At 38.5% G+C, this 25525-nt stretch carries 34 protein-coding genes and 3 pseudogenes; 12 read left to right on the forward strand and 25 right to left on the reverse strand.

Going from position 1 to position 25525, the window contains the following annotated elements:
- Positions 1–4: 4 nt before the first annotated feature.
- From ACWYN3_RS30930 to miaB, 7 genes and pseudogenes are all read right to left on the reverse strand, one after another.
- On the reverse strand, positions 5–343 hold the full coding sequence (locus ACWYN3_RS30930) for a co-chaperone GroES (protein ID WP_456217725.1): 339 nt from the start codon (positions 341–343) through the stop codon (positions 5–7).
- A gap of 222 nt (positions 344–565) precedes the next feature.
- Complete coding sequence (secG, locus tag ACWYN3_RS30935; protein WP_456217726.1) at positions 566–925, reverse strand: preprotein translocase subunit SecG; 360 nt, start codon at positions 923–925, stop codon at positions 566–568.
- Positions 926–1014: 89 nt separating this feature from the next.
- Positions 1015–1599: a hypothetical protein gene (locus ACWYN3_RS30940; RefSeq protein ID WP_456217727.1), complete on the reverse strand. Its 585-nt coding sequence runs from the start codon at positions 1597–1599 to the stop codon at positions 1015–1017.
- Positions 1547–2044: a hypothetical protein gene (locus ACWYN3_RS30945; protein ID WP_456217728.1), complete on the reverse strand. Its 498-nt coding sequence runs from the start codon at positions 2042–2044 to the stop codon at positions 1547–1549. Before ACWYN3_RS30945 ends, ACWYN3_RS30940 begins: the two co-directional genes overlap by 53 nt.
- A gap of 59 nt (positions 2045–2103) precedes the next feature.
- The gene (locus ACWYN3_RS30950) at positions 2104–2601 is read right to left on the reverse strand and encodes an LptE family protein (protein WP_456217729.1); all 498 of its coding nucleotides are present in this window, start codon (positions 2599–2601) and stop codon (positions 2104–2106) included.
- 31 nt (positions 2602–2632) lie between these two features.
- Positions 2633–3871 (reverse strand): annotated as a pseudogene (locus tag ACWYN3_RS30955) (sigma-54 interaction domain-containing protein).
- Positions 3872–3916: 45 nt separating this feature from the next.
- Positions 3917–5355: pseudogene (gene miaB, locus ACWYN3_RS30960) on the reverse strand (tRNA (N6-isopentenyl adenosine(37)-C2)-methylthiotransferase MiaB).
- Positions 5356–5541: 186 nt separating this feature from the next.
- Here miaB and ACWYN3_RS30965 point away from each other — a divergent pair.
- The 4 genes from ACWYN3_RS30965 (at position 5542) to ACWYN3_RS30980 (ending at position 9204) form a co-directional block, all read left to right on the forward strand.
- Positions 5542–7317: a hypothetical protein gene (locus ACWYN3_RS30965; RefSeq protein ID WP_456217730.1), complete on the forward strand. Its 1776-nt coding sequence runs from the start codon at positions 5542–5544 to the stop codon at positions 7315–7317.
- Between the two features lie 95 nt (positions 7318–7412).
- Positions 7413–8090 (forward strand): hypothetical protein, encoded by a 678-nt coding sequence (locus tag ACWYN3_RS30970; protein ID WP_456217731.1) that lies wholly within the window; start codon positions 7413–7415, stop codon positions 8088–8090.
- Positions 8087–8599 carry a hypothetical protein gene (locus tag ACWYN3_RS30975; RefSeq protein ID WP_456217732.1) on the forward strand — a complete coding sequence of 171 codons (513 nt, stop codon included), beginning with the start codon at positions 8087–8089 and terminating at the stop codon, positions 8597–8599. The genes ACWYN3_RS30970 and ACWYN3_RS30975 overlap by 4 nt, the downstream gene beginning before the upstream one ends.
- 17 nt (positions 8600–8616) lie before the next feature.
- Positions 8617–9204, forward strand: coding sequence for a hypothetical protein (locus ACWYN3_RS30980; RefSeq protein ID WP_456217733.1), 588 nt, complete (start codon positions 8617–8619; stop codon positions 9202–9204).
- Between the two features lie 201 nt (positions 9205–9405).
- Here ACWYN3_RS30980 and ACWYN3_RS30985 read toward each other — a convergent pair whose 3' ends face one another.
- From ACWYN3_RS30985 to ACWYN3_RS31060, 16 genes are all read right to left on the reverse strand, one after another.
- Positions 9406–9531, reverse strand: a complete 126-nt coding sequence (locus ACWYN3_RS30985; RefSeq protein WP_456217734.1) for a hypothetical protein — start codon at positions 9529–9531, stop codon at positions 9406–9408.
- Between the two features lie 26 nt (positions 9532–9557).
- On the reverse strand, positions 9558–9926 hold the full coding sequence (locus tag ACWYN3_RS30990) for an alpha/beta hydrolase family protein (RefSeq protein WP_456217735.1): 369 nt from the start codon (positions 9924–9926) through the stop codon (positions 9558–9560).
- Complete coding sequence (locus ACWYN3_RS30995) at positions 9884–10108, reverse strand: prolyl oligopeptidase family serine peptidase (RefSeq protein ID WP_456223214.1); 225 nt, start codon at positions 10106–10108, stop codon at positions 9884–9886. Before ACWYN3_RS30995 ends, ACWYN3_RS30990 begins: the two co-directional genes overlap by 43 nt.
- Positions 10057–11103 (reverse strand): DPP IV N-terminal domain-containing protein, encoded by a 1047-nt coding sequence (locus ACWYN3_RS31000; RefSeq protein ID WP_456223215.1) that lies wholly within the window; start codon positions 11101–11103, stop codon positions 10057–10059. The genes ACWYN3_RS30995 and ACWYN3_RS31000 overlap by 52 nt, the downstream gene beginning before the upstream one ends.
- A complete protein-coding gene (locus tag ACWYN3_RS31005) occupies positions 11076–11537 on the reverse strand; it encodes a TolB family protein (RefSeq protein WP_456217736.1) in 462 nt (153 codons plus the stop codon). Before ACWYN3_RS31005 ends, ACWYN3_RS31000 begins: the two co-directional genes overlap by 28 nt.
- 146 nt (positions 11538–11683) lie before the next feature.
- On the reverse strand, positions 11684–12427 hold the full coding sequence (locus ACWYN3_RS31010; RefSeq protein WP_456217737.1) for a DUF4377 domain-containing protein: 744 nt from the start codon (positions 12425–12427) through the stop codon (positions 11684–11686).
- Positions 12428–12577: 150 nt separating this feature from the next.
- Positions 12578–12811, reverse strand: coding sequence for a hypothetical protein (locus tag ACWYN3_RS31015; protein WP_456217738.1), 234 nt, complete (start codon positions 12809–12811; stop codon positions 12578–12580).
- A complete protein-coding gene (locus ACWYN3_RS31020; RefSeq protein WP_456217739.1) occupies positions 12805–13038 on the reverse strand; it encodes an aminotransferase class IV in 234 nt (77 codons plus the stop codon). The genes ACWYN3_RS31015 and ACWYN3_RS31020 overlap by 7 nt, the downstream gene beginning before the upstream one ends.
- Complete coding sequence (locus tag ACWYN3_RS31025) at positions 12993–13574, reverse strand: aminotransferase class IV (RefSeq protein WP_456217740.1); 582 nt, start codon at positions 13572–13574, stop codon at positions 12993–12995. The genes ACWYN3_RS31020 and ACWYN3_RS31025 overlap by 46 nt, the downstream gene beginning before the upstream one ends.
- A 185-nt stretch (positions 13575–13759) precedes the next feature.
- Entirely contained in the window at positions 13760–14089 is a 330-nt protein-coding gene (locus ACWYN3_RS31030; RefSeq protein ID WP_456217741.1) for a hypothetical protein, read from the reverse strand.
- Entirely contained in the window at positions 14082–14720 is a 639-nt protein-coding gene (locus ACWYN3_RS31035; protein ID WP_456217742.1) for a tryptophan 2,3-dioxygenase family protein, read from the reverse strand. The genes ACWYN3_RS31030 and ACWYN3_RS31035 overlap by 8 nt, the downstream gene beginning before the upstream one ends.
- A 1-nt stretch (position 14721) precedes the next feature.
- Positions 14722–15006 carry a hypothetical protein gene (locus tag ACWYN3_RS31040; RefSeq protein ID WP_456217743.1) on the reverse strand — a complete coding sequence of 95 codons (285 nt, stop codon included), beginning with the start codon at positions 15004–15006 and terminating at the stop codon, positions 14722–14724.
- Complete coding sequence (locus ACWYN3_RS31045) at positions 15003–15578, reverse strand: hypothetical protein (RefSeq protein ID WP_456217744.1); 576 nt, start codon at positions 15576–15578, stop codon at positions 15003–15005. The genes ACWYN3_RS31040 and ACWYN3_RS31045 overlap by 4 nt, the downstream gene beginning before the upstream one ends.
- A complete protein-coding gene (locus ACWYN3_RS31050) occupies positions 15529–16026 on the reverse strand; it encodes an HAD family hydrolase (protein ID WP_456217745.1) in 498 nt (165 codons plus the stop codon). Before ACWYN3_RS31050 ends, ACWYN3_RS31045 begins: the two co-directional genes overlap by 50 nt.
- Before the next feature lies 1 nt (position 16027).
- Complete coding sequence (locus tag ACWYN3_RS31055) at positions 16028–16549, reverse strand: hypothetical protein (protein WP_456217746.1); 522 nt, start codon at positions 16547–16549, stop codon at positions 16028–16030.
- The gene (locus ACWYN3_RS31060; RefSeq protein WP_456217747.1) at positions 16489–16995 is read right to left on the reverse strand and encodes an NAD-dependent epimerase/dehydratase family protein; all 507 of its coding nucleotides are present in this window, start codon (positions 16993–16995) and stop codon (positions 16489–16491) included. Before ACWYN3_RS31060 ends, ACWYN3_RS31055 begins: the two co-directional genes overlap by 61 nt.
- A 73-nt stretch (positions 16996–17068) precedes the next feature.
- Here ACWYN3_RS31060 and ACWYN3_RS31065 point away from each other — a divergent pair, with 73 nt between their 5' ends.
- Entirely contained in the window at positions 17069–18256 is a 1188-nt protein-coding gene (locus ACWYN3_RS31065; RefSeq protein WP_456217748.1) for a formimidoylglutamase, read from the forward strand.
- Positions 18257–18586: 330 nt separating this feature from the next.
- On the opposite strand, the gene ACWYN3_RS31070 is transcribed toward ACWYN3_RS31065, so the two are convergent.
- On the reverse strand, positions 18587–19033 hold the full coding sequence (locus ACWYN3_RS31070) for a hypothetical protein (protein WP_456217749.1): 447 nt from the start codon (positions 19031–19033) through the stop codon (positions 18587–18589).
- Positions 19034–19458: 425 nt separating this feature from the next.
- On the opposite strand from ACWYN3_RS31070, the gene ACWYN3_RS31075 reads away from it, so the two are divergent.
- The 7 genes from ACWYN3_RS31075 to ACWYN3_RS31105 all read left to right on the forward strand — a co-directional run bounded on the left by ACWYN3_RS31075 (position 19459) and on the right by ACWYN3_RS31105 (position 23745).
- The gene (locus ACWYN3_RS31075) at positions 19459–19629 is read left to right on the forward strand and encodes a hypothetical protein (protein ID WP_456217750.1); all 171 of its coding nucleotides are present in this window, start codon (positions 19459–19461) and stop codon (positions 19627–19629) included.
- Positions 19630–20146: 517 nt separating this feature from the next.
- Complete coding sequence (locus tag ACWYN3_RS31080; RefSeq protein ID WP_456217751.1) at positions 20147–20842, forward strand: hypothetical protein; 696 nt, start codon at positions 20147–20149, stop codon at positions 20840–20842.
- Positions 20832–21356, forward strand: a complete 525-nt coding sequence (locus tag ACWYN3_RS31085) for a hypothetical protein (protein WP_456217752.1) — start codon at positions 20832–20834, stop codon at positions 21354–21356. The genes ACWYN3_RS31080 and ACWYN3_RS31085 overlap by 11 nt, the downstream gene beginning before the upstream one ends.
- A 348-nt stretch (positions 21357–21704) precedes the next feature.
- A complete protein-coding gene (locus tag ACWYN3_RS31090; RefSeq protein WP_456217753.1) occupies positions 21705–22190 on the forward strand; it encodes a hypothetical protein in 486 nt (161 codons plus the stop codon).
- 113 nt (positions 22191–22303) lie between these two features.
- On the forward strand, positions 22304–22573 hold the full coding sequence (locus tag ACWYN3_RS31095) for a hypothetical protein (RefSeq protein WP_456217754.1): 270 nt from the start codon (positions 22304–22306) through the stop codon (positions 22571–22573).
- A gap of 435 nt (positions 22574–23008) precedes the next feature.
- Complete coding sequence (locus ACWYN3_RS31100) at positions 23009–23296, forward strand: hypothetical protein (RefSeq protein WP_456217755.1); 288 nt, start codon at positions 23009–23011, stop codon at positions 23294–23296.
- Complete coding sequence (locus tag ACWYN3_RS31105; protein WP_456217756.1) at positions 23293–23745, forward strand: hypothetical protein; 453 nt, start codon at positions 23293–23295, stop codon at positions 23743–23745. The genes ACWYN3_RS31100 and ACWYN3_RS31105 overlap by 4 nt, the downstream gene beginning before the upstream one ends.
- A 493-nt stretch (positions 23746–24238) precedes the next feature.
- Here the strand turns inward: ACWYN3_RS31105 and purD are convergent.
- Positions 24239–25512 (reverse strand): annotated as a pseudogene (gene purD, locus ACWYN3_RS31110) (phosphoribosylamine--glycine ligase).
- Positions 25513–25525 lie beyond the last annotated feature (13 nt).

Here is a 25525-nt window from a genome sequence, read left to right on the forward strand (position 1 = left end):
TCAACTATTTTTTTAATATTTGGTGTGATTCGCCGGGATTAAACCAGCAACTAAAGAACTGCGTAAGATCAGTCTCGCGCATAATAAGATACTCTTTACCTTCAAAAGTAATTTCAGTACCTCCGTATTTGCCATATAAAACTACATCACCAACTTTAACGCTCAATGGTACTAAGTTTCCTGTTAACTCGGCATATTTACCCGGGCCAACCGCAACTACTGTTCCTTGCTGAGGTTTTTCTTTAGCTGTATCCGGGATATAAATACCCGAAGCAGTTTTTTCTTCGGCAGGAGCAGCTTCAACAACTACTCTATCTGCAATGGGTTTAATGTTTAAAGCCATAACTTAATTATTGTTTTAATTTAAAGGTTAACGTATAAATTTTGTAATAACGCTAAAGATACATCAGTTTTTATGCCAAGGGGCATTGTGTTGCCAAATTTACACAGGCTTGTCAGCTAATAGATTATGCACCTATTTTTTTTGTGTCAGACTGGCAGGGATAAACGAAAGAAGCCCGTCAGAAATATTTTCTGACGGGCTTCCTGAATGATGTATTTCAGCTTATTTTTTCGGTGCTGCCGGCGTAGTTGCAGGAGCAGGAGTTGTATTTGGTTTTAAACCACCGCCAATTGGTGAAGGTGCAGGTGTTTTATCCAATTGTTGTTGAATTTTAGAATCTCCACCGCCAGTAGCGCCAATTGATCCTGTTTTTCCAATAGCAGTAATCGCCAGTGAAAATACAACAACTAATGTTAAAAGAACCCAGGTGCCTTTTTCAAGTACATCACCTGTACGTTGCACGCCGAACATATTGCTGCCCGATCCGCCTGTTGCCAGACCACCGCCTTTAGGGTTTTGTATTAATACAAACAGGCCTAATGCAACACAAATAATGATCAATAAAATAATTAAAAAAAGCATAGTATGTTAAAGGTTAAATTTTCTTTTCTATAGATTGGATAAGGTCGGCAAAGTAACGTCTTTTTTCTGGAAACTTCAAACTTAATTTTTCATAAGTATCTATCGCCTTGTCGTAAAGCATTTGCTCGATGTAAATAATTGGCCAGTGTTTCAGATACAAGGTCATTCTGATCCTCTGCACTTTTCTTAGCCTTGTTTTCATTGTCGATCTGCTCTGCTTTAGGAGGCATAATCTGCGGATCGTTTTTGATAAAACTTTCTATAATCTCAGCATCTTTCGTTGCCGGTCTGTGTTGTTCTTCATTTTCCAGTAAGGGGTCACTGCCGGTCAGATGGCTCTGTATATGGAAAATATGTTCCACATATTGCTGCTGTAATTCCTGAGAGTTATTTGTTTTTGGTAAAGCATAAGGCTGAAATATACTCTGATGCTCTTTACGGGTTTTTGCCAGCCACCATAAAAAGGTATATGGTAAATTTTCATCATGGTAATTGCTGATCTGGCTGTTTTCTACTTCAGCCGCTGCCACTGCTTCATGCTCTTCAATAACAGGTATTGTCAGCTCTTCTGCAGCAGGCTCTTCCTCTTGCGGTTCAGCAGTCTCCGTACTGAAATTCTGTTCAAATGCGAAGAAATCTGTAGAAACAAACAATACTTTCGAATACAAAGTCATCTTCCAGAGAATTCTTGCGTTCAGTAGTTTCCTGAGTTCTTACAGTTTCGGCAGGTTGCTCTGAATTTTTAAACGGACGATAGTTTGTATGATCAATTTCTGCAATTTCCTCATAGACCTCTTCCAGCTCATCAAAACTTTCCTGTTCATTATCTTCCCGTACGCCCTTACAGCCATTGACAATCAGAAAATTTGCCGGTGTATTTTCTGTCTTAAACAGGAATTGGTGTAATAATAGCCCGTTGGTATAAAGCGAGGCCTGAGCAAGCTGATTCGTGTCTTTTGCCCGCTGCAAATCGGCTTTCGCCAATAACAGATGTAAAGGTTGATAATAGGGGTAAACCTGCAATAAATTACTTAACATAGCAGAATGCTGCGAAGATGCCTTTTGAGGATCCGCAATTAATTCAGCAAGTTGTTGTTGTATGTCTTTATCGAGCTTCACGAGACTAAGTTAATAATTGAAATTTTTATAATTAGAGAATATCTGTTTTTTCTATTCCCCTACCATTGCGCAAAAGCCCGGTTGAATATATCTTCACTGAGCTGAAGATTGATATCCTTAATTAATGCATTTTGAACCGACTCTAAACTTTGAGACCCCATATTAAACACTTTGAATCTTTCAAATGCTTCTTCAAAACTTTGCTTTGGATTCAGATTATTCGTGTATTTTACACTAATTCTGATCGTCAGCTGATTTGCACCCGCTACTGGTGCATTGTTGTTTTGGAGGGCGACAGGTTTGATATCATAACCTGTGATTCTTCCTTCAAAAATCGCATCAGCATTACTTTGCGTAACAGCCAGACGTGTCTGATTCCTTATCCGCAGTTTTAATGCCTCCGTGAAATCAGCACTTAATGTTGGAATAACCAATGGTGCATTATTTTCAAAATAGGATACTGTTACCGTTTTCATCTCTGCAGGAATAGAAGCTCCGTTTAATTTTACTGAACAAGAGTTCAAAAAGTAAGTGCAGGAAGCAGCAACAGTAAACATATGGTTTTGATCGGTGTATATTGTTTCATCACTAATTTAAATTTAGTTCCTTGATTTTTCTATACAATGTACGTTCTGAAATCCCCAGTTCCTGGGCTGCGAACTTACGTTTGCCTTTATGTTTTTTAAGCGCCTTTTTAATTAAGTCAGATTCTTTGTCAATCAGGGAAAGTGATTCTTCCACCTCTTCCGCATCATGCGTATAGTTATAATCTACAGGAGTATTCTGAGGAGATTTTTTAATCGTAAAAGTTGAATCATTACTAGTCGTCTGATCTACCTCCTGGTAAAGCTGATTAATATAATGTGGGTTATCTTCCATAATATGCGAAGTATTTCCACCACTCTGAATAATCTCAGCAACCAGTTTTTTCAGATCCATCATATCCTTTTTCATATCGAAAAGGACCTTGTAAAGGATGTCTCTTTCAGAAAAATCCTCTTTATTGTTTCCATTATTTAAGGCATTGGCAAATTACTACCACCTTCGTTAGGAATATAATTCAATAAAGCATTGGCCGTTACATTGCGGTCTTTCTCTAATACACAGATCTGTTCTGCGATATTCTTAAGCTGTCTTACGTTTCCAGGCCAGCTGTAGTTACTCAGCATCTGGATCGCATCTGGTTCCAGGTGGATACCCGGGCTGCGGTACTTATCGCTAAAGTCGGCGGAAAACTTTCTGAACAGCAGGAAAATATCTTCTTTACGTTCATGTAAAGCAGGAATGCGTAAAGGCACTGTGTTCAAGCGGTAATATAAATCCTCACGGAACTTACCTGATTTAACTCTGTTATAAACATCCACATTTGTAGCTGCAATGATACGAACATCAGTTTTCTGTACTTTAGAAGAACCTACTCGTAAGTATTCCCCGCTTTCTAATATCCTCAATAAGCGCGCTTGTGTGCCTAAAGGTAGTTCCGCAACCTCATCAAGGAAGATTGTACCTCCGTTTGTTTGCGACTTCAAAATATCCTTTACGTGCTTCGTGTGCACCAGTAAAAGAGCCTTTCTCATGTCCGAATAATTCTGAGTCAATTGTACCTTCAGGAATTGCCCCACAGTTTACAGCAATAAAAGCACCATGTTTACGGGTGCTCATCTGGTGGATAATGTGTGAAAATACTTCTTTTCCACTACCACTTTCTCCAGTAATTAATACTGACATATCCGTTGGTGCTACCTGTCTGGCAATATCAATAGCACGGTTTAAAAGTGGAGAACCACCAATAATACCAAATCGGTTTTTAATATCTTGTACGTCCAAAATAATTTTATATTTAAATTTTCACCAGGATGTATTTTTTTTATTTTAATCAGTAATCCTGCCCAGTAATGTCGCTGATGTACAACGCTCAATAATGACATTTACATATTGCCCGGGCATCACATTTTCTACCGCAGGGAATACAATCATTGCATTCTGGTCATTTCTGCCACAAAGATCTTTGTCAGATTTTTTTTTAGAGAACCTTCTACTAAGATCCTTACCGTTTTTCCGACAGATTTTTCTAACCTGTAATGAGATGTGGTCTGTTGTTTTAATAAGATTTCCTGCAGACGGCGTTTCTTTACGTCTTCCGGAATATCATCTTCCAGTTTTCTTGCTGCCATTGTTCCTGGTCTTTCAGAATAACTGAAACAGAAGGCGAAATCATAATGTACATAGTCCATCATGCTCAGTGTTTCCTGATGGTCTTCTTCAGTCTCAGTGCAGAAACCAGCAATGATATCAGAAGAAATTGCACAATCCGGAATAATACTTCTGATGGCATCAATCCTGTTAATATACCATTCACGGGTATAAGTACGGTTCATCAGTTCCAATATCCTTGAGCTTCCCGATTGTACCGGTAAGTGGATATTATTACAGATATTATCATATTTTTTAATTGTATATAATACTTCGTCAGTAATATCTTTAGGGTGAGAAGTAGAGAAACGGATACGCAATTCAGGGCTGATTATTAGTGCACTTTTTCCAGTAACTGGGCAAAGTTAACCATGATCTCTGCTCCATCTTCTGCATCGTCCTTGCCTTTCCATTTATAGGAATCCACATTCTGTCCAAGCAATGTAACTTCTTTATAACCGCGGTCATGCAAATCCTGCGCTTCAGCAAGAATAGAATGAGGGTCACGGCTGCGTTCACGTCCTCTTGTAAAAGGAACCACGCAGAAAGAACACATATTATCACAACCACGCATAATGGAAATGAAAGCAGTAATCCCGTTTCCGTTTAAACGAACCGGACTGATATCTGCATAAGTCTCTTCTCTTGATAATAAGACGTTAATTGCTTTCTGTCCTTCACCCACCTGTTCTATCAGCTGTGGTAAATCACGGTAAGCATCAGGGCCTACAACCATATCAACCAGTTTCTCTTCTTCAAGGAATTTAGATTTCAAACGTTCTGCCATGCAGCCTAAAACCCCAACAATCAGTTTAGGATTTTTACGTTTTTCTATACCAAAACTGCGATAACCTGTTACGGACACGCTGTTCTGCATTTTCCCTGATAGAGCAGGTATTGATAAATATTGCATCTGCTTCCTGGTAATTACCTGTTGTTTCAAAACCCTGATCTAACAGGATTGAAGCAACAATTTCACTATCAGCGAAGTTCATCTGGCAACCATAACTTTCAATATATAGCTTTCTCGCATTAAGCAGTTTTGGGGCATCAACAACCAGGGCTTCACCCTGGCGGCCTTCATCATGTGTTTTGTCTGTTAGCTGTAAATCGATCATAAATGGTAACATTCTATAAGGGGACAAAAATACTAAATTTAATTTGTAAATGACAAATTGGCAGAATTTAAAAACGAGAGACTAATTAAATTATTATCCCCATAAACTTATAATCGGGTCTTACTCGTTTCAAATATCGAAAACATTATAAGTCCTGAGGTGTAATCTTAATGAAAAAATACAAATATGACAGACAAAAGATCAGGGAGTAAAAAGTTATATGCATGGATTACTGCAATAATTATCACTCTGATCGTCATTATTGGTAGTGCTTCTCTGTATGTGAGTTTAAGCTGGAAACCAGTATTGATAAAGAAGATCAAGGAGGTGGTTTACAATGGATCAGAACAGTTATACAGAATTGATTTTAAGGATATTCACCTGAACCTGCTTTCCGGAAGTGTAACTGTTGACAGCATTTTACTTGCGCCGGATACGGTCGTTTTTAATGCAAGAAAGAAGCTCGGAACAGCACCTGTACACTTATTCCAGGTTAAATTAGCCAGGTTACGGCTGCGCCGGATAGGGGTCTTGAAAGTCTATTTTCAAAAAAAGATAGATATGAATGATATCATCCTTGAAAATCCTTCGATCAATATGATCTATAACAAGGTTTATAAAAAAACTGCGCCTGTTAAGGATACACGCAGTCTTTACCAGCTGATCTCTAAAACACTGGCTTCTGTTCATATCAGGGGAATTAAAATTGCTGATGCTGATTTTGATTATATCAATGGCTCGACAGGTCGTTTGCTTAATTCGGTAAAGCATCTCAATGTACAGGTGCGGGATTTCAAACTTGATGGTAGTACCGAACACGATACAACAAGATTTTATTATGCTAAAGATGTGTCTTTTGAGCTGGCAGGGTATCATTCTTTATCAAAAGATAAACTTTATACAATGAAAGTTGATACCATTACCGGCTCTGCAACAGGTAAAACAGTCCGGATTAAAGGGGCTAAAATGATTCCGATGTATCCTGATCTGGCTTTCAGCAGAAAACTTAAGACTCAAAAAGATCGTTATGACTTGATTTTTGGTCTGCTCACCTTTAAAGGGGTTGATTTTGTAAAATTTAATACCGATCGTGTGATCCATGCGCAATGTCTAAAAATTGAGAATACGGAGGCTAAGATATTTATGAACAGGGAAATGCCTCCTGGCCATGCGGATAAAGGAAACAATTTCCCGCATATGGCTTTACAGCGATTACCTGTCTCATTGACTATCGATACACTCAGGCTCAAAAGGGTTAATGTTGCCTATACAGAGTATAATCCAATGTCACAGCAGCGGGGAACAGTGAATATTGACCAGCTGAATGGTCAGGTGCTTAATGTGACAAACGATTCTGTATCCCTCGCTAAAAATCATTATGCGGCGGCTGATTTGCATGCATCCCTGATTAAAGCTGCAAAACTTCATATCCTTATAAACTTCAATTTGTCCTCCAAAAACGGGGCATTTAATTTTAAAGGGACCATCGGGCAACTGGATATGGTGAAATTAAATCCATTGTCTAAGCCGCTTGGGATGGTAGAGATTGAAACAGGACAAATACAGAAAATAGACTTTCAGGCTGTTGCGAATGAAAAGGGGTCTGATGGAACTATGCAGTTGTATTATAATAAGCTGAAAGTGAAATTGCTGAAAGAGGGAGAAGATGGGAAGCCTGCCCAAAAGAAGGGTCTGCTATCTTTTCTGGCGAATACATTAATTTTAAAAGATGCGAACCCCTCAAAAGGAGATGCTGTACGGACAGCAAAAATTCATTTTGAGCGTCCTGCTGGCGCTTCTTTCTTTAACCTTTTATGGAAAAGTGTTTTTGTCGGCATGCGTGAAACAGTAGGACTGGGGATAATCCCAATGGAAAGCCCTGAAAAAGGAAGAAAAGCTGTGGTGCAAAAAATGGAAGAGCGTAAAGAGAAAAGTGCCAAAAAGAAGCAGCAGAGCAAGTAAAAGGAAAATAATTTTGTTTTATAGCGTTGTTAAAAAACGTATATTGGATTTCTGTTTAATTTAAACAGATTCTGGTTTTTATATGCAGGTTAGGAATGATTAAAAGAACCCGAAAAACATTTACGGTATTTAAATGGGTTGCAGGAATCATGTTTCTGCTGTTTCTGGCAGCGGATGCCATGTCCTGGTATCTTAGCGTGAAACTAAGGCCTGTTATTACAAAAGAACTTAAAGATTTGGTGCTGAATGCAACGGATAGCTTATATCGTATTGAATTTTCTACAGTGAACACGAATTTCCTGCTGGGGAATGCTTCTGTCAGCGATGTGAAAATTATTCCTGATACCAACATCTTTAATAAATTGATTACGCTTAAGCGTGCTCCGAATAATATTTATGAAGTGAGTCTGAAGAAGCTGACTATCCGGAATTTTCACCCGCTTAGTATTTATAAAGATAAAGAGCTGAATGTCGATCAGCTTTTATTTGAACATCCTAAGGTGGTGATGATCAACAGGCAGTTTGATTTTAATGAAAATAAACCGCCAAGACCGAATAAGTCGCCTTATGAATATATTTCAAAATTCCTTAAAGTAGTTAGTGTTGATCAGATCAAACTGAAAGAGATCAGCTTCAAATATATTAATAAAAACCAGCCAGTACCGGAGATAGATTCTGTGAATAAGTTGGATATTACACTCAAAGATTGGTTAATTGATGCACAGTCGGCTACAGATCCAACTCGTATCTATTTGTTAAAGGATGATGTTTGATTAATCTGAATGATTACCAGTTCGCAACTCCGGATAGTCTATATTTTGTACAGATGAATGAGTTTTCTTTTGCTGCCTCCACAGGGAAGTTAAATGTTAAAAAATTTGGTGTTGTCCCCCGGTATTCCGAAATGGATTTTGGACGTAAAACGGGATTCTCTAAAGAAAGGTTTAGTATCCAGCTGAGTGACATTAACCTGAAGGGGATTGATTTGCCGCTATATGTAAAAAAACAGGTCCTGGTGGCTAATGAAATGAATATTGCTAACGGGTATGTCTCGGTATTCAATAACAATGAACTGCCTGGGCAAGGTGCAGAACGTGTAGGGAAGTTTCCACATCAGCTTTTACAAATGGTTAAAGCGCAACTTACAGTGAAAAAACTGAATTTGAGTGATGTGGATATCAGCTATGCTGAATATGATAGTGATAGCAAACAAAAGGGAAGGATCACTTTTGAGAAAACGTCGGGGACAATTTTAAATGTGACGAACGAAGCAAAAAGGTAAAAGCGAAGAACCCGTTTATGCAGGCTAACCTGAATACTTATATGATGGGGCAGGGGAAATTGATGGTTAACTTTAAGTTTGACCTGAATGCGAAGAACGGTGCTTTTTCTTATAATGGTGAACTATCTAACATGGATGGGGGTGTGTTAAATAGAATCACTAAACCTTTGGGCATGCTACAGGTGAATAGTGGTGTAGTTAAGAAGTTAAGTTTTAACGTGGTGGCCGATGAGGCTAAAGCAAGTGGTGATCTGAACTTTCAGTATAAGGATCTTTCTATTGGGCTACTGAAAAAGGTACAAGGAAAAAATAGACTGGTTAAACTGGGGCTGTTTTCTATGCTGGCAAATTCTTTGGTTATCAGACCGGATAATCCTGACGCAAAGGGGATCATGGTGCCTGCTTCTATTTATTTTCAACGTGATCCAAGGATTTCCTTTTTTAGCTTTATCTGGAAAACTTTGTTACAGGGTATCAAGTACACGGTTGGGCTGACGCCTGAGAAACAGGCAGAAATTGATGAGCAGATCGCGAAGTTTGAGAAAATGAAGAAGGATAGGGAGCTTCGCAGGGAAGCTAGACGGCTGCGCCAAATAAAAAAATAAGGTATACCACATTCAGACTTCGTCCCCCTGAAGAGGGGAACAGCTATGTCTGAATGTGGTATACCTTATTTTTTTATTCTGTACCCACCATGGAGAGCGCCTTACCTGGAGACGCTTTAGGTGAGTTATTAGATAACGCCTTAAGATAGAACCCTTGATTTGAGGGATCTGTCTTAAGGTACAACTATCAGGTGAGATTTGTTACTTTAAGACTTCGGCTGGTGCAGGTTTATCGAGCAGGTTATTATAGTAGAAACGTGCGCGCTCTGAAAAGTCATGCTTGCCTTTAGCTGGTTTCCAACCGTGTCTGCCACCAGGGTATATCATTAATTCGAAGTGTTTGTTTTCATCTTCTAGTTTGTTGATTTGATTAGCTGAATGGTTTTTTGCATATGGACGTTATCATCCATATCGCCATGCATGATACGTAAAAGGCCTTTGTATTTTTCTGTGTAAGTTAATACGGAAGCGTTTTTGTAGCCTTCCGGGTTTTCCTGAGGGGTATCCATGAAGCGTTCTGCATAAACGGTATCATACAATTCCCAACTGGTAACTGGTGCACCTGAATAACCGTAGTCGAAGTAGTCTGCTGCATAGGTTAAAGCCATTGCTGTCATGTAACCGCCGTAGCTGTGACCGGTGATCAATAGCTTTTTATTGTTTACCCATGGTTTTGCTTTTAACCATTTTTTGCGGCTGTGATATAGTCTTTCATCTCCCATTTGCCAAGGTTCCTGTGCATTAAGGCTACGCCTTCTTTACCGAATTTACCTGAGGCACGGTGATCTACTTCAATCTGGATTATGCCTTCATTTGCCCACCATTGCAGGTCATTCTTTTTCCATGTGTTTTTTACGGTTCCTGCGTTAGGGCCTCCGTAAATACTGAAAAAATAACCGGGTATTGCTTAGTGGCATCGAAATCTACAGGATAGGTAATTACGGCTGGCAGGTTATAACCATCGTCAGTTGGAATGGTGATCATCTCAGTTTTTCCAATGTTGTAGCTGGCGAAGTCTGCTGATTTACTATCTGCGATTTCTTTGATGATCTTTCCGGTGTTATCTACTAATGTACGTTTTGTTGGGGTAGATACGTTGGAGTAAGTCGTGATGAATTTACTGCCGGATGGGGAAATTTCTATTTCGTGGGTATACTCACCAAAAGTCAGTCTTTTGAAGTCTTTGCCGTTATAGTTTACACGATATAGGTCGGTTCTTGTTGAAGCTTCTTTAAAGGCAGTGAAATAAACAACTTTGTTCTTTTCATCAACTTTGAGGATGTCTTTTACCTGCCATTTACCACTGGTTAATGGATTGATCAATTTACCGTCCAGGGTGTACAGATAGTAATGTGCCCAGCCTGTTTTATCGCTTTTTAAGATGTAGTGTTTTTTATCTTTCAGATAGGTGATACGACCATCATAGTCTAAGTCTACCCATGAGGACTGTTTCTCGTCGTAGATTTCTTTTTTGGCCCCGGTTTCTGGTTTAACGGCATAGAATTTCAGGTTATCCTGTCCTCGGTTCATCCACTGAACCATCATATTGCTGCCGTCATGACTCCAGTATGGGGTCCCGAAATACTGATCGTCTTTTTCATTGAAATCTGCCCATACAATAGTACCGCCGGCTGCCGGAACGAAACCTATTTTTACTTCTGGATTTGGATCTCCGGCCTTAGGGTAACGTGTTTTCTCTACGTACCCGTGTTGCCCGGTTGATCCGTTAATAGGAAACATCGGTACTTTGGTATCGTCGAAGTGCATGAAAGCAAGATGTTTGCTATCTGGTGACCACCAGAAAGATCTGTATTTTGTAGGTCTTCCCAGGATCTCTTCGTAATAAACCCATGAAGAATATCCATTGTAAATTACATCTGTGGCATCAGTGGTATATATCTGATCTCTTTACCTGTTAATACGTTTACTGCATAAAGGTCATTGTCACGGGTAAAAGCAACGTATTGACCATCTGGTGAAAGCGTAGGGTTTTTCTCCTCCTGAGGATTATTGGTTAAGCGTTTTGGCTCAGCCTTACCGTATTGGATATAGACATCATTATCTTTCACCATCACATCTACATCGCTTTTAGGTGGCGGAGTATATGCTGTACGTGTACCAGAATTGATATCTACTGCGTATAGCTGACGGTTTTTATCGTCTTTTTCTATGAAATGATTTTCATCGCTCCAACCATATAGTTTATTCAGACTATTGGTCAAAGAGGGTGTGTGGTCCTGGGTTTGCTCAAAATTAAGTCTGTGCTGCTGGGCTTGCAGATTGAAACTGATAGCTAATCCAACGGCCAGACTAAATAGTAGAGAATTCTTCATGTTAAAATTTTTTTGAGGCAAACATAATAAAGCTGATGCGCATTATGTGTATTGTTTAACAGATGTTACTTTATAAAAAAAAGCATGCTGTGTTTGAACATAGCATGCTTTTGAAAGTATATCCTGATTTGCAGGAATTTATTCTATTACTCTTTTGGCGTCGTCGTGTTTGATCCGGTATCTAAATCAGACATGCCAAACATCACTACGAGTTTATTGCCGAGGTAAAGATTTAAAGTCTGATCGGCAATGTCGTATCTGAATGTTTTATCATTCAGCATATTCACAAAAGCATTTTCTAATTTCATTTTCTCTTCAGAACAAGCCATCATTGTACTGCCGATTTGCTTAAAAGTAATCGCTCCTTTGCTGAATTCATAAGCTCCGAAAATATTATTGCAACCGGCTGATCCGTTAAATCTCTGGTCTTCTCTATGAAAAATCAGGTACGCAGGAGATTGTTCCTGAGTAATCCCGTCCAATTGAATCAGGTTCCATTTATGATTAAATATAAAGGCTGTTTCAGCTGTATTTTGTGTTGTTCCGGTCCCCTGAGATATTTTTTGTCTCTTAATAACTCTCTTTACTCTATAAAGGTACATGGACGCATCAGCGGGGACATTTGTTCTTCTGGTGCGGGTAACTAAAAGGGTATAACGATAGCCGGGTTTGTAATTGAAGCCTGTGATACCACCATAGAAAAATTCCCAGTCTTTACTGGTCTTGTATTTAACAAGGTAACAGGTCTGAGGCCCCATCCCAGTACAGTTTGCACGCTCTTCTTTGATAACCATCTGGATGTCCTCCGCTTTGGTATAGATCGAGAGGCCAACTATAAATGCAACTGTTAAAATTAGTTTTGTGCCGAAGTTTTTTAGTGTGTGTGTCATTGTGTATGTTATTATTTACTCCAACAAGATGTCCAAATGGACTCTTTTCCATAAATATAAAAAAAGGGATGCTCATAAACTATGAACATCCCCACTTTATTTCGAAATTGTTTACGATAGAGATGTAAAATTTCTTTTGTTTATTTTGAATTAAATCGTCCAGTTCCAGCCGCCGAATTCGTCAGCCGTAACTCCGTAGCGGATATCATTTAATTTTTTAGCGATTGCAGTAGAAACAGTACGGGTGGCAGGGTCTGTAAGGTTGTATTTTTCACCTTCATAAGTGATCTCACTGATTTGGGTAACAGTTGCCGCAGTACCTACAGCAAAAGCTTCTGTTAAAGTGCCATTTTCAATGTTGTCCAAAACTTCCTGGATCAGCACCCCCTTCTTTCTTCTACTTCAATACCCATGCTTTTTGCCAGAAGGATAATCGTATCTCTTGTTACACCGTCCAGAATAGTTTCACGCACTTCAGGAGTTACGATTTTACCATTGATGACAAACATCAGGTTGGCTGCGCCTGATTCTTCTAAGTATTTATGTTCTTTAGCATCTGTCCAGATTAACTGGTCAAAACCCTCAGCCTGTGCTTCAGCAGTAGGAAGCATTGCTCTTGAGTAATTACCTGCTGTTTTCGCAGCACCGACACCACCATCAGCCGAACGTGATAATGTGTTTCAACTTTAACTTTTAGTGGTTTGCTGTAATATGGAGCACTTGGATTAGCAAGGATCACAAACTTGTAAGTTGATGACGGTTTTACACCTAAAACAGGGTCCGTAGCAAACATTACTGGTCTCAGGTATAAAGAATAATTTTCTTCAGATGGAACCCATGCTTTATCAATATCAATCAATGCAGCAATACCATGCATAAATACTTCTTCAGGAATAGTTGCCATCGCCATGCGGACAGCAGATTTATTGAAACGTGCAAAGTTTTTATCGGCTCTGAATACGCTTACGCTGCCATCAGCTTGTTTATAAGCTTTCAGTCCTTCAAAAATTGCCTGTCCATAGTGTAAAGCAGAAATAGCCGGACTCATCGGAATAGGGCCATAAGGAAGGATTTCGAAATTCTTCCATTCTCCGTCTTCATAATCAGCCACGAACATATGGTCTGTAAAAACTTTTCCAAAAGGCAAGTCAGTATAATCTGTTTCAGCAGTCTGGAATGACCAGCTTTTGTGGTTTTTATAGTTAATGTATCTATCACGGTTTCTCTATTTAAATCAGTACAAAATTACGAAATGTTCGGCTTATAAAATATTTTATTTCTATTTATGACAGTTCTCCGTTATCGTTGATAGGGGCTGCCATGAAAAATTTGTTATCTTTTGATAGTCTTCAGGACGTTAACCACCCATGCTTTTCCCCATTCTTCCACTTGTTCTTCTGTCCACAGGAAAGGGTAAAAGATCCTTTTCTGAAAACGCGGAGGCAGGTATTTCTGCCAGTTGGTTCCTCCTGTAGCAGCGATGTCTACCGGGTCTCTTTCCAGATATCTTACCGCAGACTTATAATGTGATAAAGGCCATTCTACATTGACAAAAAGATCCAGCTTTCTTAATTCTTCTGCTAATAAACTTACATCCTGACCATCGTCAGCGAATTTTGTATATAGAACAGAGAAATTAGTGTGTTCCCGTTCCTTAATCAACCCAACCCGACTGTGTCGCATATTTGGAAATAAACTGTTTTAAGGTCAGTGTTTGTTTGCCGGTAGCCAGTTCTGTTGCACCAAACTTCCAGTAGATATTCTCAAACTTCTCTTCAATACTTGCATTTGCAAGTTCTTCTCTTTTACTCTTATCAACTAATCTTGTAAAATCAGTTGCGCAAATTTCTATCATTCTATACTGGCCGGACTGAAAACCACTGGCTGGTAATAATGACATCCGGAATTTAAGAAACTGCTCCTTTTCCATTCCATCTACCATAACATCAAAAGAACTTGTCAGGGCAGTGAAATAAGCATTGATACGTTTCACACGGGTGGTGAAAAATTCTACTGTTAAAGCAGGGTGTTCAGCGATTTGTTTGCATTCATGCAGGCAAAGCTTAAAATAAAGCTCTGTAATCTGATGATACATAATGAAGATTTCCTCGTCCGGAAACGGTGTTTTCGGATTCTGAAGGCTTAGTAAGGTATCAAGATGGATATAATCCCAGTAGGTTAAGAAATCAGCATATAGGAGCCCGTCTAAATAGGCGGCCATGTCCTGGCCCATAGCTTCATACTTTTCCTGTAGTTTATCCAGCTTGCTTTTTATTTCTGGTGTAAGTTCCATTTTAGTAGAGTACTCTGAATTTTATTGTATGTTCAATTTTTTTTAAAGACTTAAAAAGGTCTTTGTCATATTCTGCATTGATGTCTGTAATTGCATAACCAATAGTAGCGTTGGTCATCAGAAACTGGCCGACAATATTGATGCTGTGTTTCGCAAAAACAGTATTGATCTGCGCCATAATTCCTGGTACGTTATGGTGGACGTGGATCAAACGGTGAGAAGCATCAATCCTTGGCAATTGTAAATTAGGGAAATTACTACTCAGATAAGTCGTGCCTTTATTCATAAAATCCAGCATCCGCTTAGGAACAAAATTGGCGTTCCTTGGATTGTTTTTTGGATCTTCAAAAACCACGATCCCCATAGCTGTACAAGTTTGTGTAAATCCAGTTTTCCAACTGCACTGCCCAGGTAACCTATTGTTTTTAGTTTCAGAGCGATTTTTAGTTTTTCAGGATCCATTTTCTCGCCTTTAGCCAGCAGGATCATATGGACATCTTTCACATATTTATCTTCAAAAGAAGTTTTGTGACGAATAGAAAGACCGTCTTTTTTTAAAAGTGCAAGGCTTTCTTCCGGGATATCTCCGATAGCCAGACATAAAATCCTGTTTTTAGGATAAGAAATCGCCCTTGGCAGATTGTTGACGTATAAAAACTCGTCAAAACTTGGTGTAACATGGTCAGCTCTGCTTACAATGCTTTCCCGGGAGATGTTTTCCGTAAAAGCATAGAATTTTTTTTTGATCATCCCGCTTTCACGAAGCTGAAAATCTGAGTAACCATCACCAATTCCATACAAGTCTCCTTCAAGGTTCAGATGCTGCATCAGTTTTACTTTGCCGCCTTCCTCGCTCAATGGGTTTGCATGATCGTAATCTATATTTTTTGCCGTCTCCAGTGGTCACAAAAGTATTGGCGTAAATATTTTCTTTTTTGATATGATACTGACTTACCACGGGGGTGATAAATTCTTTAAATCCTCCGGATACAATCAATACCTGATCGGCATGTTTCTTAAAGAAAGCTGCATTGCGGGAAAAGGATTTTGATACTTTCTTCTTTAACCGGGTAATCAATTGTTTCAAATGATCTTCTGAAGCTTCCAGTAATTTTACCCTTTGCGCAAGACTTTCACCAAATGATAATTTCCCTTCCATCGCGAGGTTGGTCAGGTCTTCAATCTTCTTGAAGATGGCCTCCTTATCCGGATGTTTTTTTAGCGAAATACGGGCAAGCTCATCAAGAGCCTCTACCTGGGTGAAGGTACTGTCGAAATCAATGATGTAAATATTCTTTTGCTTCATTTTAAAGTTTTTTTAAACCTGCACACACTTCTTGAATACTCTGATGCAGGGGCTTAAAGGTGATACCCGTAATATTTTTGATTTTATCGTTACTGTATAAACTAATATTTAAACTGCTTTTGGCAGCATCGCTGGTCAGTGCGGCTGTTTTTCCTGTAAACAGGGAGGCTAATTTTGCTCCGCGCCATGCCAGGCCAAGCATCCATGGTTTTGCTTCTTTGGATGGAGTTTTAACACCCATACCCTGAGCAATTTCTGAAAAAAACTGTTTATAATGATAATTCTCTGCCGATATTGTAAATCTTTCGCCTGTAATTTCACTTTCCATCAGTGCGATCATACTCTTTGCAACATCTTCTACATCTACAATTCCAGTAGCGCCTTTGGTATAATAGCCCAGACCGTCTTTGACAAGTTTGAAGATTGCACCGCTGCCTGTATACCCGGCATTGGCGCCGATGATTACTGAGGGGTTAACGATGACGGCATCCAGGCCTTCGGCCATGCTGCGCCAGACTTCCATTTCTCCTTCGTATTTGGAGATTGCATAAGAATGCACATTCGCATCATACTCCCAAAGTCTTTTTCTGTAATCTGTTTTCCTTTTTTAGGTTCACCCAATGCGGCAACTGAACTTACATGAAGAAGCCTTGCATTGTGATGAACACATAGATTGGCCACATTGCTGGTGCCTTCAATATTAACCTTTAATAAGGCTGCTTTATCTTTGGGATCAAAAGATACTATTGCTGCACAATGATATACTTTAGTGATACCTTCAAAGGCATCATCCAGTGCAGACAGGTCATTGATGTCGGCTACAAACCATTCAATGCGTGTATTATCTTTCAATAAAACAGGAATTGCAGATTGTTCCCTTTTCAGGGCGCGTACACTTTTACCCTGCCCCGTTAGCTGATGAATGAGCTCAGATCCTAAAAATCCTGTAGCACCGGTAACTAAAATCATTTCATTTTTTTTAGGATGTTCATTAATATATGATCTCAAAAATAGATATTTGATGGCATAGATACCATTAATTATGTCCTTATCCGATTTTTTCTCCCCTTTAGCTCTCGAAAAATTCACGCCTAAACAGGGCTTTTATACCAGTCAGCTGGGAATGAAGGCTAGTTTTTACACGGAAAAATTTCCTGAACTGGGTGATAAAGAATTTGATATTGCTATTATTGGTGTTAAGGATGACCGTGCTGCGGTGAATAACAGCGGCTGTTCTTTAGGGCCGGATTACTTCAGGGAACAGTTTTATCTGTTACATGAAGGCGCTTTTGAAAGCCGTATAGTAGATCTGGGTAATATCCTTGCCGGAGCAACAATTTCTGATACTTATGTCGCTGTAAAAATGGTAGTCACTGAACTGATGAGACTGGATATTGTTCCGGTAATTATTGGTGGTGGGCAGGATCTGACTTATGCGCAATACATGGCTTACGAAGCTTTAGAGCAGAAGGTTGATTTAGTGGTTGTGGATAATAAGTTTGATCTGGATGAGGATGAAAACGAACAGGGGAGCATAGCTACCCGGTCAGATAGTTATCTGAACAGGATATTTATGCATCAGCCCAATTACCTTTTCAATTTTAGTAATATCGGTTTTCAGACTTATTTGGTGAATCAGGATAGCTTAAAAGTGATGAACAAACTGTATTTCGACGTTCACCGTTTGGGTGAGTTTTTAACTGATGTGAGTTCTGCTGAACCTGTGATCAGGAACGCAAACATGATGAGTTTTGATTTTTCCTGTATCCGTTCTTCTGATTCTTCGGCAAATGGGAATGCTTGTCCGAATGGGTTTTATGGCGAGCAGGCTTGTAAGATCGCGCATTATGCGGGATTAAATGATAAGTTAACCTCTATCGGCTTTTATGAATTTAACCCCGCTTTTGATAATGGCAGTCAATCAGCAATGCTGCTGGGCCAGATGGTCTGGTACTTTGTAGATGGTTTTTATAACCGTAAAAAAGATTTTCCATTAAATCCTAAATCTCAATATTTAATTTATCGTGCAAGTCTGAATGACGGAACAGGTGAAATGCTTTTTGTAAAGAGCAAAAAATCTGACCGCTGGTGGATGCAGGTACCTTATCCTTCGGGAGTTTCTAAAAACGAAAGATTCCATCTTGTTCCGTGTAGGTACGAGGACTATACGATGGCCGTGAACGGGGAGATGCCTGATTTATGGTGGCGTACTTATCAAAAGCTGCTTTAGACCAGTTGGTTCGACCCCAGGTTCTATCCTCCGCAAAGAGAAAATCTCCTTCTGTGATGATCGCACTGCAGATTTGTGCCGGATTAAAGTCTTTATGATTATAAAGCAAGGTCAAATTATATTTTTTGTAAAAGTACTGAATGGCGATACCTGTTATACAAAGACAACCAGCTGGCAGTTGAAAGCTTAATTCTTGTTTTTCTAGTGTTTCCTGGTCTTGTTTTATCTCTATCTGTCTGATGTCAGGATGCAGCGATCTATAGCCATTATTCATATCAAAGGAATTTGTGCTGATGGTAATGGTACATTTTTCGCAGTCTTGTGGGAATTTCAATTCGATAGGGATTTAATTTCAGGCAGGGTCACCCGAAGCTCATTGCCTGATAAAGCAGTTACCGGTTTTACCCACAGACTTTTATTTAAAGGTGAATTCAGATTGAAATCGAATCCGTTTAATGCCGCAAAACCATCTGTCGTAAATTGGTGTATTTCATTGTCCCCGGGGTAGTATGGCAGGAGTATTTCCTGAAGTTTTTTGGTTAAACGGTTAACCATAGGGCCATCATGAAATTCAAAAATGAGATTTTCAACTAATGTGCGGATAAATTTCCCTAAAGTACTTGCTCTTCCAAAAAGGTAAGCCTTTTTTTTGGTGTCTGGTGTTTGTCTTACCATGCCCTTTCCGGGCTTGGTCTGCAAAATCTGTACATTTTTTTGTTTTCTGTAGACGAGGTTTTTTAGCTTTCCAGTCAGGAAATTGCCTTTGCGTATTGCCATAATGTGAATAATTAATTGTGAATTTATATTTTGTTCTACTTCAAGTTAAGTTAACTTCTGTGTGAATCCAAATCTGGTAAATTGACGGTACATCGTGAGTCCACCTATTTTCATGAAAAGGTAGACTCACTGTGGACCCGAGGTGGACCTGACGTGGACTCACACGGATGCTGGAGCGACGTTAGCTCTATTAGTAAAGGTTTTTTTGACTTTGCGTAGTCTGACTTTATATTTTGTCTTTTAAGTGTTGTTTGTGTTTGTTCCTGGGCAAATAAATAACCTATTTTCGGTAGGTTTTGTCATTTTGTTCGTATATTGGGTGACGTTTACCTGTCTAATAGCTGTGTTTGCGTAATAAATAGGATTGGGGACAATATTCCAGCCTAAACGATAAGATAATCAAAAAAAAAAACAGGTCAGAAGATATGAATTATATGGTAATGTATACATTGGCCGTAAGCCTTGCGGTATCGGGCTTTGGTCTCTTTAAGATCCTTCGTAGAAAACAATATAAGAGATCTGGAATAAGAGTTGATGGTATTGTTTCTGATGTGGTGATGAGCGGGAGGAATTTATTATCCGATTGTTCGTTATAAAGCACTGGATGGAGTTGAGGTTGAAGAAGAGTATTCGTTGGGAACTTCTCCATCAACCTTTAAAAAAGGTGAACGCATTGCCGTGTTTTATAAGCAGGGAAATTGTAAGAAATTCATTATTGATCATAAAAAGGCTGAATATATTGAGTTTGGTATGGTAGCAATTGGAGCACTGGTTTTTCTGGTTTCTGGTTTTTGTTTAATAGATTCAGACTTGGTTTGACCCCTCCATAATTAAATTTCATAAACTGGTATAAGATGACAAGAGCTAGTGTAAATCTGATTGTAATGCCTTGAATTACTTATTAAAAATCGGGCGTTGGCCATTATTGCTGACCATATTTGTTCCGGCTATTATGCTGGAGATATTGAAGCCTGAAGACGGAAGTGTCTACAGCCTGTTTGGGTCTATTTGGATAATGACTGTTTGTCTATTGTGGATTTATTCAGTCGGAACCATTAAAAAAAAAACGTACGTACACTGGTACTTCCTGTTCTTATCGGAGTTCTTTTATGTGTGTTCGCTTACGACAGCTATCTGCAATATTCTGCTTATGATCCGGAGATGGTGAGTTTTTCATACGAGTTTGTTTTTTCGTGTTTATTAGGAGCAATTGCTTTTTTATATCTTCTATATTTTACTTCTGGCGCTTATGTTGATTTTAGAAAATCAAAAGGTGAAGAAGATGTAAGTTTGCTTTTAACTTTTGTTTCTTTTTGGTTTTTTCCTGTGGGCGTGTTTTTGATGCAGCCAAAGTTAAACGAATGGCAGCCTCATAAGAGCCCTTTTCTTGGGGATGGGGAGGAGAGGCCTTTGGCCACTGTAGGTGGGTTGCTTATCGATGATTTAGATACATTAACAGGGACCTTAAAAGATGTGACAGATATCTTAACAGGAGCATTTGAAGATTGGCCGGTTCCTGCAATAACACTGGATGATTATGAATTTGCAGTTAGCCAATTTATTGGAGGAGAAACAACTGAGGATAGAATATCTTGTGCTTTAACTTATTGTGTTGACTACTCAAATTATATGTGGCAGGCTGAGTCCTTAAGGGGACTTCTGGAGGTATTTTGTTTTTATAATGAAGGAATATCTCTTAAAGAGATTATAGCAGAACTAAAGATTAAAATTGTAGAAAAAAAAAACAATAGGAACGCCAGTTCTTTAAAGATGAATGAGTTAAAGAAACATAGGCCATATGAATATTGAAATAGACAAAATTCCAAATTCGGACACGAAAATTATATTTGGTGTTCTTAGTATACCCTTGTTTCTCTTATTTGGATTTCTTTCATGGAATATGATTTTCAGGCCTGATCATTTAGAACTGGTAAAACAAAGAGATCTGCCTCTGGAATTTAATGGAAAGATTGATTCATTATATTTTGATGAGCGTAATCATAATGTGAAAGTTGCGGTGTTGAATAATCAATACGAATTTCATATTCCCAGGAACTGGGAGCACCATTTAGAGATAGGTGATTCATTGTTAAAGAAAAAAGGCTCGTTTGAAACGGAGGTTTACAGGGATGGCAAAAGGAAAATTATTCTGGACTATACTGATTTTTATACAGATGAAGAACGGAAGTTATTGGCGAGAGTTTTTGTTTCACCTATTTTTGAAGACAGTGGAATGTTAGATAAAGATGCGGTATTAAAAGCAGAATTTAAAAAAAACTCTCCGCCTTTGAACAGTTCCCGGATTATGGCTATCATTTTTTAATTACGGCTGAAGGGAAAATAAAACCATCTTCTTTTCGTAGAGGGGTTATTTATAATCCACTCAATAAACTGATTAAGGAAACTTTTAACTCCTATAAATGGAAGCCGGCTTATCAGACAAATAATCCGAAAACCGGAATAGCCGGAACAGGGAGTCTTTCTGTTAATTTTTTAAACAATAAAAGGAATGTCCGGCTCAAAATTATCTTCCGGGATGAATATGAGCGTTTTGAATGGAAAACAGTTTATGACAAAATATACTATTATGATAGGCAGAAGTATCTGTTAAATAATAGAAATTAAAAAGGCCATTTTTTTTTTACTTTTGGTGCAGATTCACTGAAAGCATATGATATATCCGATAAAAACAACCGCTCTACAAGAAAACCTTGACTTCTATGCTGAAGTGATCCTGATGGAGGAGAAAGCAACTCAATATATAAAAGGATTTCCTTGGTGTAAAGCGGTTATAGAATCGTCGCTTTACTTCAATTTGGGAGAGAAATTATGTGTTTTCTTATATGAAATTGATAATTCTTCAAGTAAGGAAGATAACTTTCTCTGGGTAGTAGTTGGTGATCTTCCTCCTATGTATCTGGATATTTATGGGCCTAAAAATACTGTTCATGTACTTGCAGATTATGTTGACCTGGCAAAAAACTGGATATCAAATATAGAGGCTGGTTTGTCGGTTGCAGGTTGCTACCCTTTTAATGTTGCACCGACAATGGAAATGGCAGATCTGTTAAAGAAGAGGATTGTGTTGATTGAGAATGCAATTCTTGCTAATATGGATGAGGTTGAACTGCCGGATGCTTTGCTAAAGGGCTTATAGGGTGTTCGTTATGTTCATCTTTGGAGTTGTAAACTATTATACCTGGAGTTGTTAAATCAGAGAATAAGGAAAAAGCAGGTTCAGGAACTCTGAGGAAAAAGAGGCTTGATAAATTGAGAAAAGAATGGGAAGAAGCTGAGAATTATGTCTCGTTATCTGAAGATTGGATCTCAAATGTTGAATCGGGATTGTCAGTTAAGGATTGTTATCCTTTTGATGCTGATCCAACATTGGAAATGGCTGATCTTTTAAAAAGACGAGTAGCTATAATTGAAAATTCTATTATTCCTAATATTGATGAAATTGAATTACCACCATTAGTTAATGGCTCTATAAGCTTGGAAGTGTCTATTGTGAAGCTAGTAGGCAAAGCTTGGCTATAAGCCGGGCTTTACTGTTTATTGCCCGTAAGCTTTCCTGGCATTTGCATCCCTAAGAAAGGCATCAATAATAACCAGTGGCTGAGGATAATGAACTTTGACCAAAGCAGCCAAAGTGATATGCCCAGGCTACTGGGTGAGTTCCTGAGCTTTCTGGTATCCTATGGCTACCAGGTGGCCTTTTGGTTTTTAATGGTTTTTTGAGTGAATAGGTTAAAGATTATAAGGGGGCAATTGGGATTTTTTATCTTCTTATGACTAATATTGTTATGATATTTGTTATATTTGATATATGGAAAGGCTAAGTATTCAAAAAAAAAAGAGTAGTCGTAGTTTTTTTGGAAAAATAACACAGAGAATCCTTTTGAAGTATTTTCTAATCTAAAGAACTTTTGTTTAAGCTATTCACAGTTTAATTACAATACCATAAGTAATTATTTGAGTAAGGCTAAAGTTGCTTACGAAAATCAGGAAATACGAATAGAACGTAAAAATATTATTTTAAAGCCTAAGATTGCTCCTGAACCCCGAATTAGAAAAATAGTACCTGTACTAAGAAGGGTTATGATGAAAGATGCCAATGATGAACAAGATGACCTGAAATATTGGTTAGGCCGGCCGGTAAAAGAGCGTGCTGCCGCTGTTACTTACATCATTTCTCAATCTTTAACAAAGGGACAAAGAATGGATAAAACTAAGCTGGTAAAGAAAAGAATGTACGCATGACGTTAGCCGAAGATTTTGAAGATTTTGTTAAATTGTTAAACCAATACGATGTTGAGTACATGGTTGTGGGAGGCTATGCACTGGCATTTCATGGTAAGCCTCGTCACACAGGTGACATCGATATTTGGATCAATGTATCTGAAGAAAATGCAATTCGAATGCTCAAAGTTGTGAATGATTTTGGGTTGCAATCTCTTGGCTTCCAAAAGGAAGATTTTTTAACAGAAGGATTAATTAGCCAGATTGGATATCCACCATTACGGATTGATGTGCTGAACCTCATTGATGGCGTTAAATTTAGTGAGGCGATCTTAAATATGGAAAAGATAGAACTCGAACTCGAGAATGATCTTGTCATCAACTATATCGGCCTTAGTGATCTAAAAAAAATAAACAAGTCTCCGGCCGCAGACAAGACATCACCGATGTTAAGACATTACAAAAGTTAATAAAATCTAAAAAAGGTGGTTTTCTGGATACTGCCGATGAACATTAATGGCATATGATTAATAGACTTCATAGTCTTACAGTTGTTTGTATCGGTGGTTATTAAAACAAAAGCTATGATGGTGTTATTGTCCAGGAGGGTACTTATCAGCCATACTATCTGAAAGAATCAAAGATCGGCAATATAAAAGGAATAAAAAGAGTGAAAATCTGTAGGTTTAAAGAAGGTGATTTTTTTAGCTATATCATTATATTTATAGTTACAAATGATTTAAAACTTGAAGTTCGGAAACCTGATGTCAGCAGGTACAAATATTTATTAGATGCTTTAAAATCCAATGGAATTATCCTTGACACATCTATAATTTATAGAATTGTATTTGCGCGAATGCTGAAATGAATAATAAACTTATCGCAATAAAGTTCAGAATCATATATAAATCAAAAGGCCCGGACAATTGTTCCGGGCCTTTTGATTTATATATGATTCTGAACTTACATCAAATCAAATCCTATATCTTCTCTGAAATATTTACCATCAAAATATATCCTTGCGGCATCAGCCGTTGCTGACTGTAACGCCTCAAACATGTTATCCTGTAAACTAGTTACCGCTAAAACGCGTCCGCCGTTACTTTTGATCACACCTCCTTCAGCAACTGTTCCGGCGTGGAAAGCTAAGGACTGACGAATATTATCAATTCCGGTCATTACTTTACCTTTTTCATAGTCGCCAGGATAACCGCCTGCTACAATCATTACCGTAGCTGCGCTTTTAGGACTGATCTTTAACTGAACATCTTTCAGCTTCTTCTTAGAAGTAGCGATGAAAAGTTCTACCAGGTCATTTTCAATTCTTGGTAAAACACTTTCTGTTTCAGGATCACCCATTCTGCAGTTATACTCAATGATCATTGGTTTATCACCAACTTTGAATAAGCCGAAGAAAATAAAGCCTGTATAATCTATCTTATCTTTCTTTAATCCGTTTATAGTAGGAATGATAATGCTGTTTTCTACTTCTTTTAAGAATTTCTCGTCCGCAAAAGGAACCGGAGAAACAGAGCCCATACCTCCTGTATTCAGTCCGGTGTCACCCTGACCAATACGTTTGTAATCTTTTGCTTCTGGTAAAATCACGTAATTATCACCATCAGTTAATACAAATACGGACAGCTCAATACCTGTTAAAAACTCTTCAATAACTACGATTGCTCCTGCATTACCGAACTTGCCTTCACTTAACATCAGGGTCAATTCTGCCTGCGCATCTGCTGCGGTTTCACAAATTAAAACACCTTTACCTGCTGCCAGACCATCTGCTTTTAAAACAACTGGTAAGCTGTGGTTTTCAAGGTAAGCTAATCCATCTGCCAGTGTATCTTGGTGAACGATTTAGAACCCGGATGCGGAATATTGTGGCGTGCCATAAATTCCTTTGAAAAATCCTTGCTGCCTTCTAATATAGCGCCTTCTTTTTTAGGGCCAATTACCGGAATTCCTGCAAGTTTTTCGTCCGCCAGGAAGAAATCGTGAATACCATTTACTAAAGGTTCTTCCGGCCCGACCACAACAAGCTCAATTTTTTCCGTTAAAACAAATGTTCTGATTGCTGCAAAATCATTTGGATTAAGGTTTACATTTTTACCATATGCTGCTGTTCCGCCATTACCTGGTGCGATAAACAGTTTTGAGCATTGTTCAGACTGACTCATTTTCCAGGCGAAAGCGCTTTCTCTTCCACCAGAACCTAATAATAAGATATTCATATCAGCAAAGATA

This window comes from Pedobacter sp. NJ-S-72, from assembly GCF_053890575.1.

Excerpts from the sequence above, each read along its gene's own strand:
- ACWYN3_RS30930 (WP_456217725.1), bottom strand. The coding sequence starts at position 343 with ATGGCTTTAAACATTAAACCCATTGCAGATAGAGTAGTTGTTGAAGCT.
- secG (WP_456217726.1), bottom strand. The coding sequence starts at position 925 with ATGCTTTTTTTAATTATTTTATTGATCATTATTTGTGTTGCATTAGGC.
- ACWYN3_RS30940 (WP_456217727.1), bottom strand. The coding sequence starts at position 1,599 with ATGACTTTGTATTCGAAAGTATTGTTTGTTTCTACAGATTTCTTCGCA.
- ACWYN3_RS30950 (WP_456217729.1), bottom strand. The coding sequence starts at position 2,601 with ATGTTTACTGTTGCTGCTTCCTGCACTTACTTTTTGAACTCTTGTTCA.
- ACWYN3_RS30965 (WP_456217730.1), top strand. The coding sequence starts at position 5,542 with ATGACAGACAAAAGATCAGGGAGTAAAAAGTTATATGCATGGATTACT.
- ACWYN3_RS30970 (WP_456217731.1), top strand. The coding sequence starts at position 7,413 with ATGATTAAAAGAACCCGAAAAACATTTACGGTATTTAAATGGGTTGCA.
- ACWYN3_RS30980 (WP_456217733.1), top strand. The coding sequence starts at position 8,617 with ATGCAGGCTAACCTGAATACTTATATGATGGGGCAGGGGAAATTGATG.
- ACWYN3_RS30985 (WP_456217734.1), bottom strand. The coding sequence starts at position 9,531 with ATGATATACCCTGGTGGCAGACACGGTTGGAAACCAGCTAAAGGCAAG.
- ACWYN3_RS30990 (WP_456217735.1), bottom strand. The coding sequence starts at position 9,926 with ATGGGAGATGAAAGACTATATCACAGCCGCAAAAAATGGTTAAAAGCA.
- ACWYN3_RS31005 (WP_456217736.1), bottom strand. The coding sequence starts at position 11,537 with ATGAAGAATTCTCTACTATTTAGTCTGGCCGTTGGATTAGCTATCAGT.
- ACWYN3_RS31010 (WP_456217737.1), bottom strand. The coding sequence starts at position 12,427 with ATGACACACACACTAAAAAACTTCGGCACAAAACTAATTTTAACAGTT.
- ACWYN3_RS31020 (WP_456217739.1), bottom strand. The coding sequence starts at position 13,038 with ATGCTTCCTACTGCTGAAGCACAGGCTGAGGGTTTTGACCAGTTAATC.
- ACWYN3_RS31035 (WP_456217742.1), bottom strand. The coding sequence starts at position 14,720 with ATGGAACTTACACCAGAAATAAAAAGCAAGCTGGATAAACTACAGGAA.
- ACWYN3_RS31040 (WP_456217743.1), bottom strand. The coding sequence starts at position 15,006 with ATGAATAAAGGCACGACTTATCTGAGTAGTAATTTCCCTAATTTACAA.
- ACWYN3_RS31050 (WP_456217745.1), bottom strand. The coding sequence starts at position 16,026 with ATGAAGCAAAAGAATATTTACATCATTGATTTCGACAGTACCTTCACC.
- ACWYN3_RS31055 (WP_456217746.1), bottom strand. The coding sequence starts at position 16,549 with ATGGAAGTCTGGCGCAGCATGGCCGAAGGCCTGGATGCCGTCATCGTT.
- ACWYN3_RS31060 (WP_456217747.1), bottom strand. The coding sequence starts at position 16,995 with ATGATTTTAGTTACCGGTGCTACAGGATTTTTAGGATCTGAGCTCATT.
- ACWYN3_RS31065 (WP_456217748.1), top strand. The coding sequence starts at position 17,069 with ATGTCCTTATCCGATTTTTTCTCCCCTTTAGCTCTCGAAAAATTCACG.
- ACWYN3_RS31070 (WP_456217749.1), bottom strand. The coding sequence starts at position 19,033 with ATGGCAATACGCAAAGGCAATTTCCTGACTGGAAAGCTAAAAAACCTC.
- ACWYN3_RS31075 (WP_456217750.1), top strand. The coding sequence starts at position 19,459 with ATGAATTATATGGTAATGTATACATTGGCCGTAAGCCTTGCGGTATCG.
- ACWYN3_RS31085 (WP_456217752.1), top strand. The coding sequence starts at position 20,832 with ATGAATATTGAAATAGACAAAATTCCAAATTCGGACACGAAAATTATA.
- ACWYN3_RS31090 (WP_456217753.1), top strand. The coding sequence starts at position 21,705 with ATGATATATCCGATAAAAACAACCGCTCTACAAGAAAACCTTGACTTC.
- ACWYN3_RS31105 (WP_456217756.1), top strand. The coding sequence starts at position 23,293 with ATGACGTTAGCCGAAGATTTTGAAGATTTTGTTAAATTGTTAAACCAA.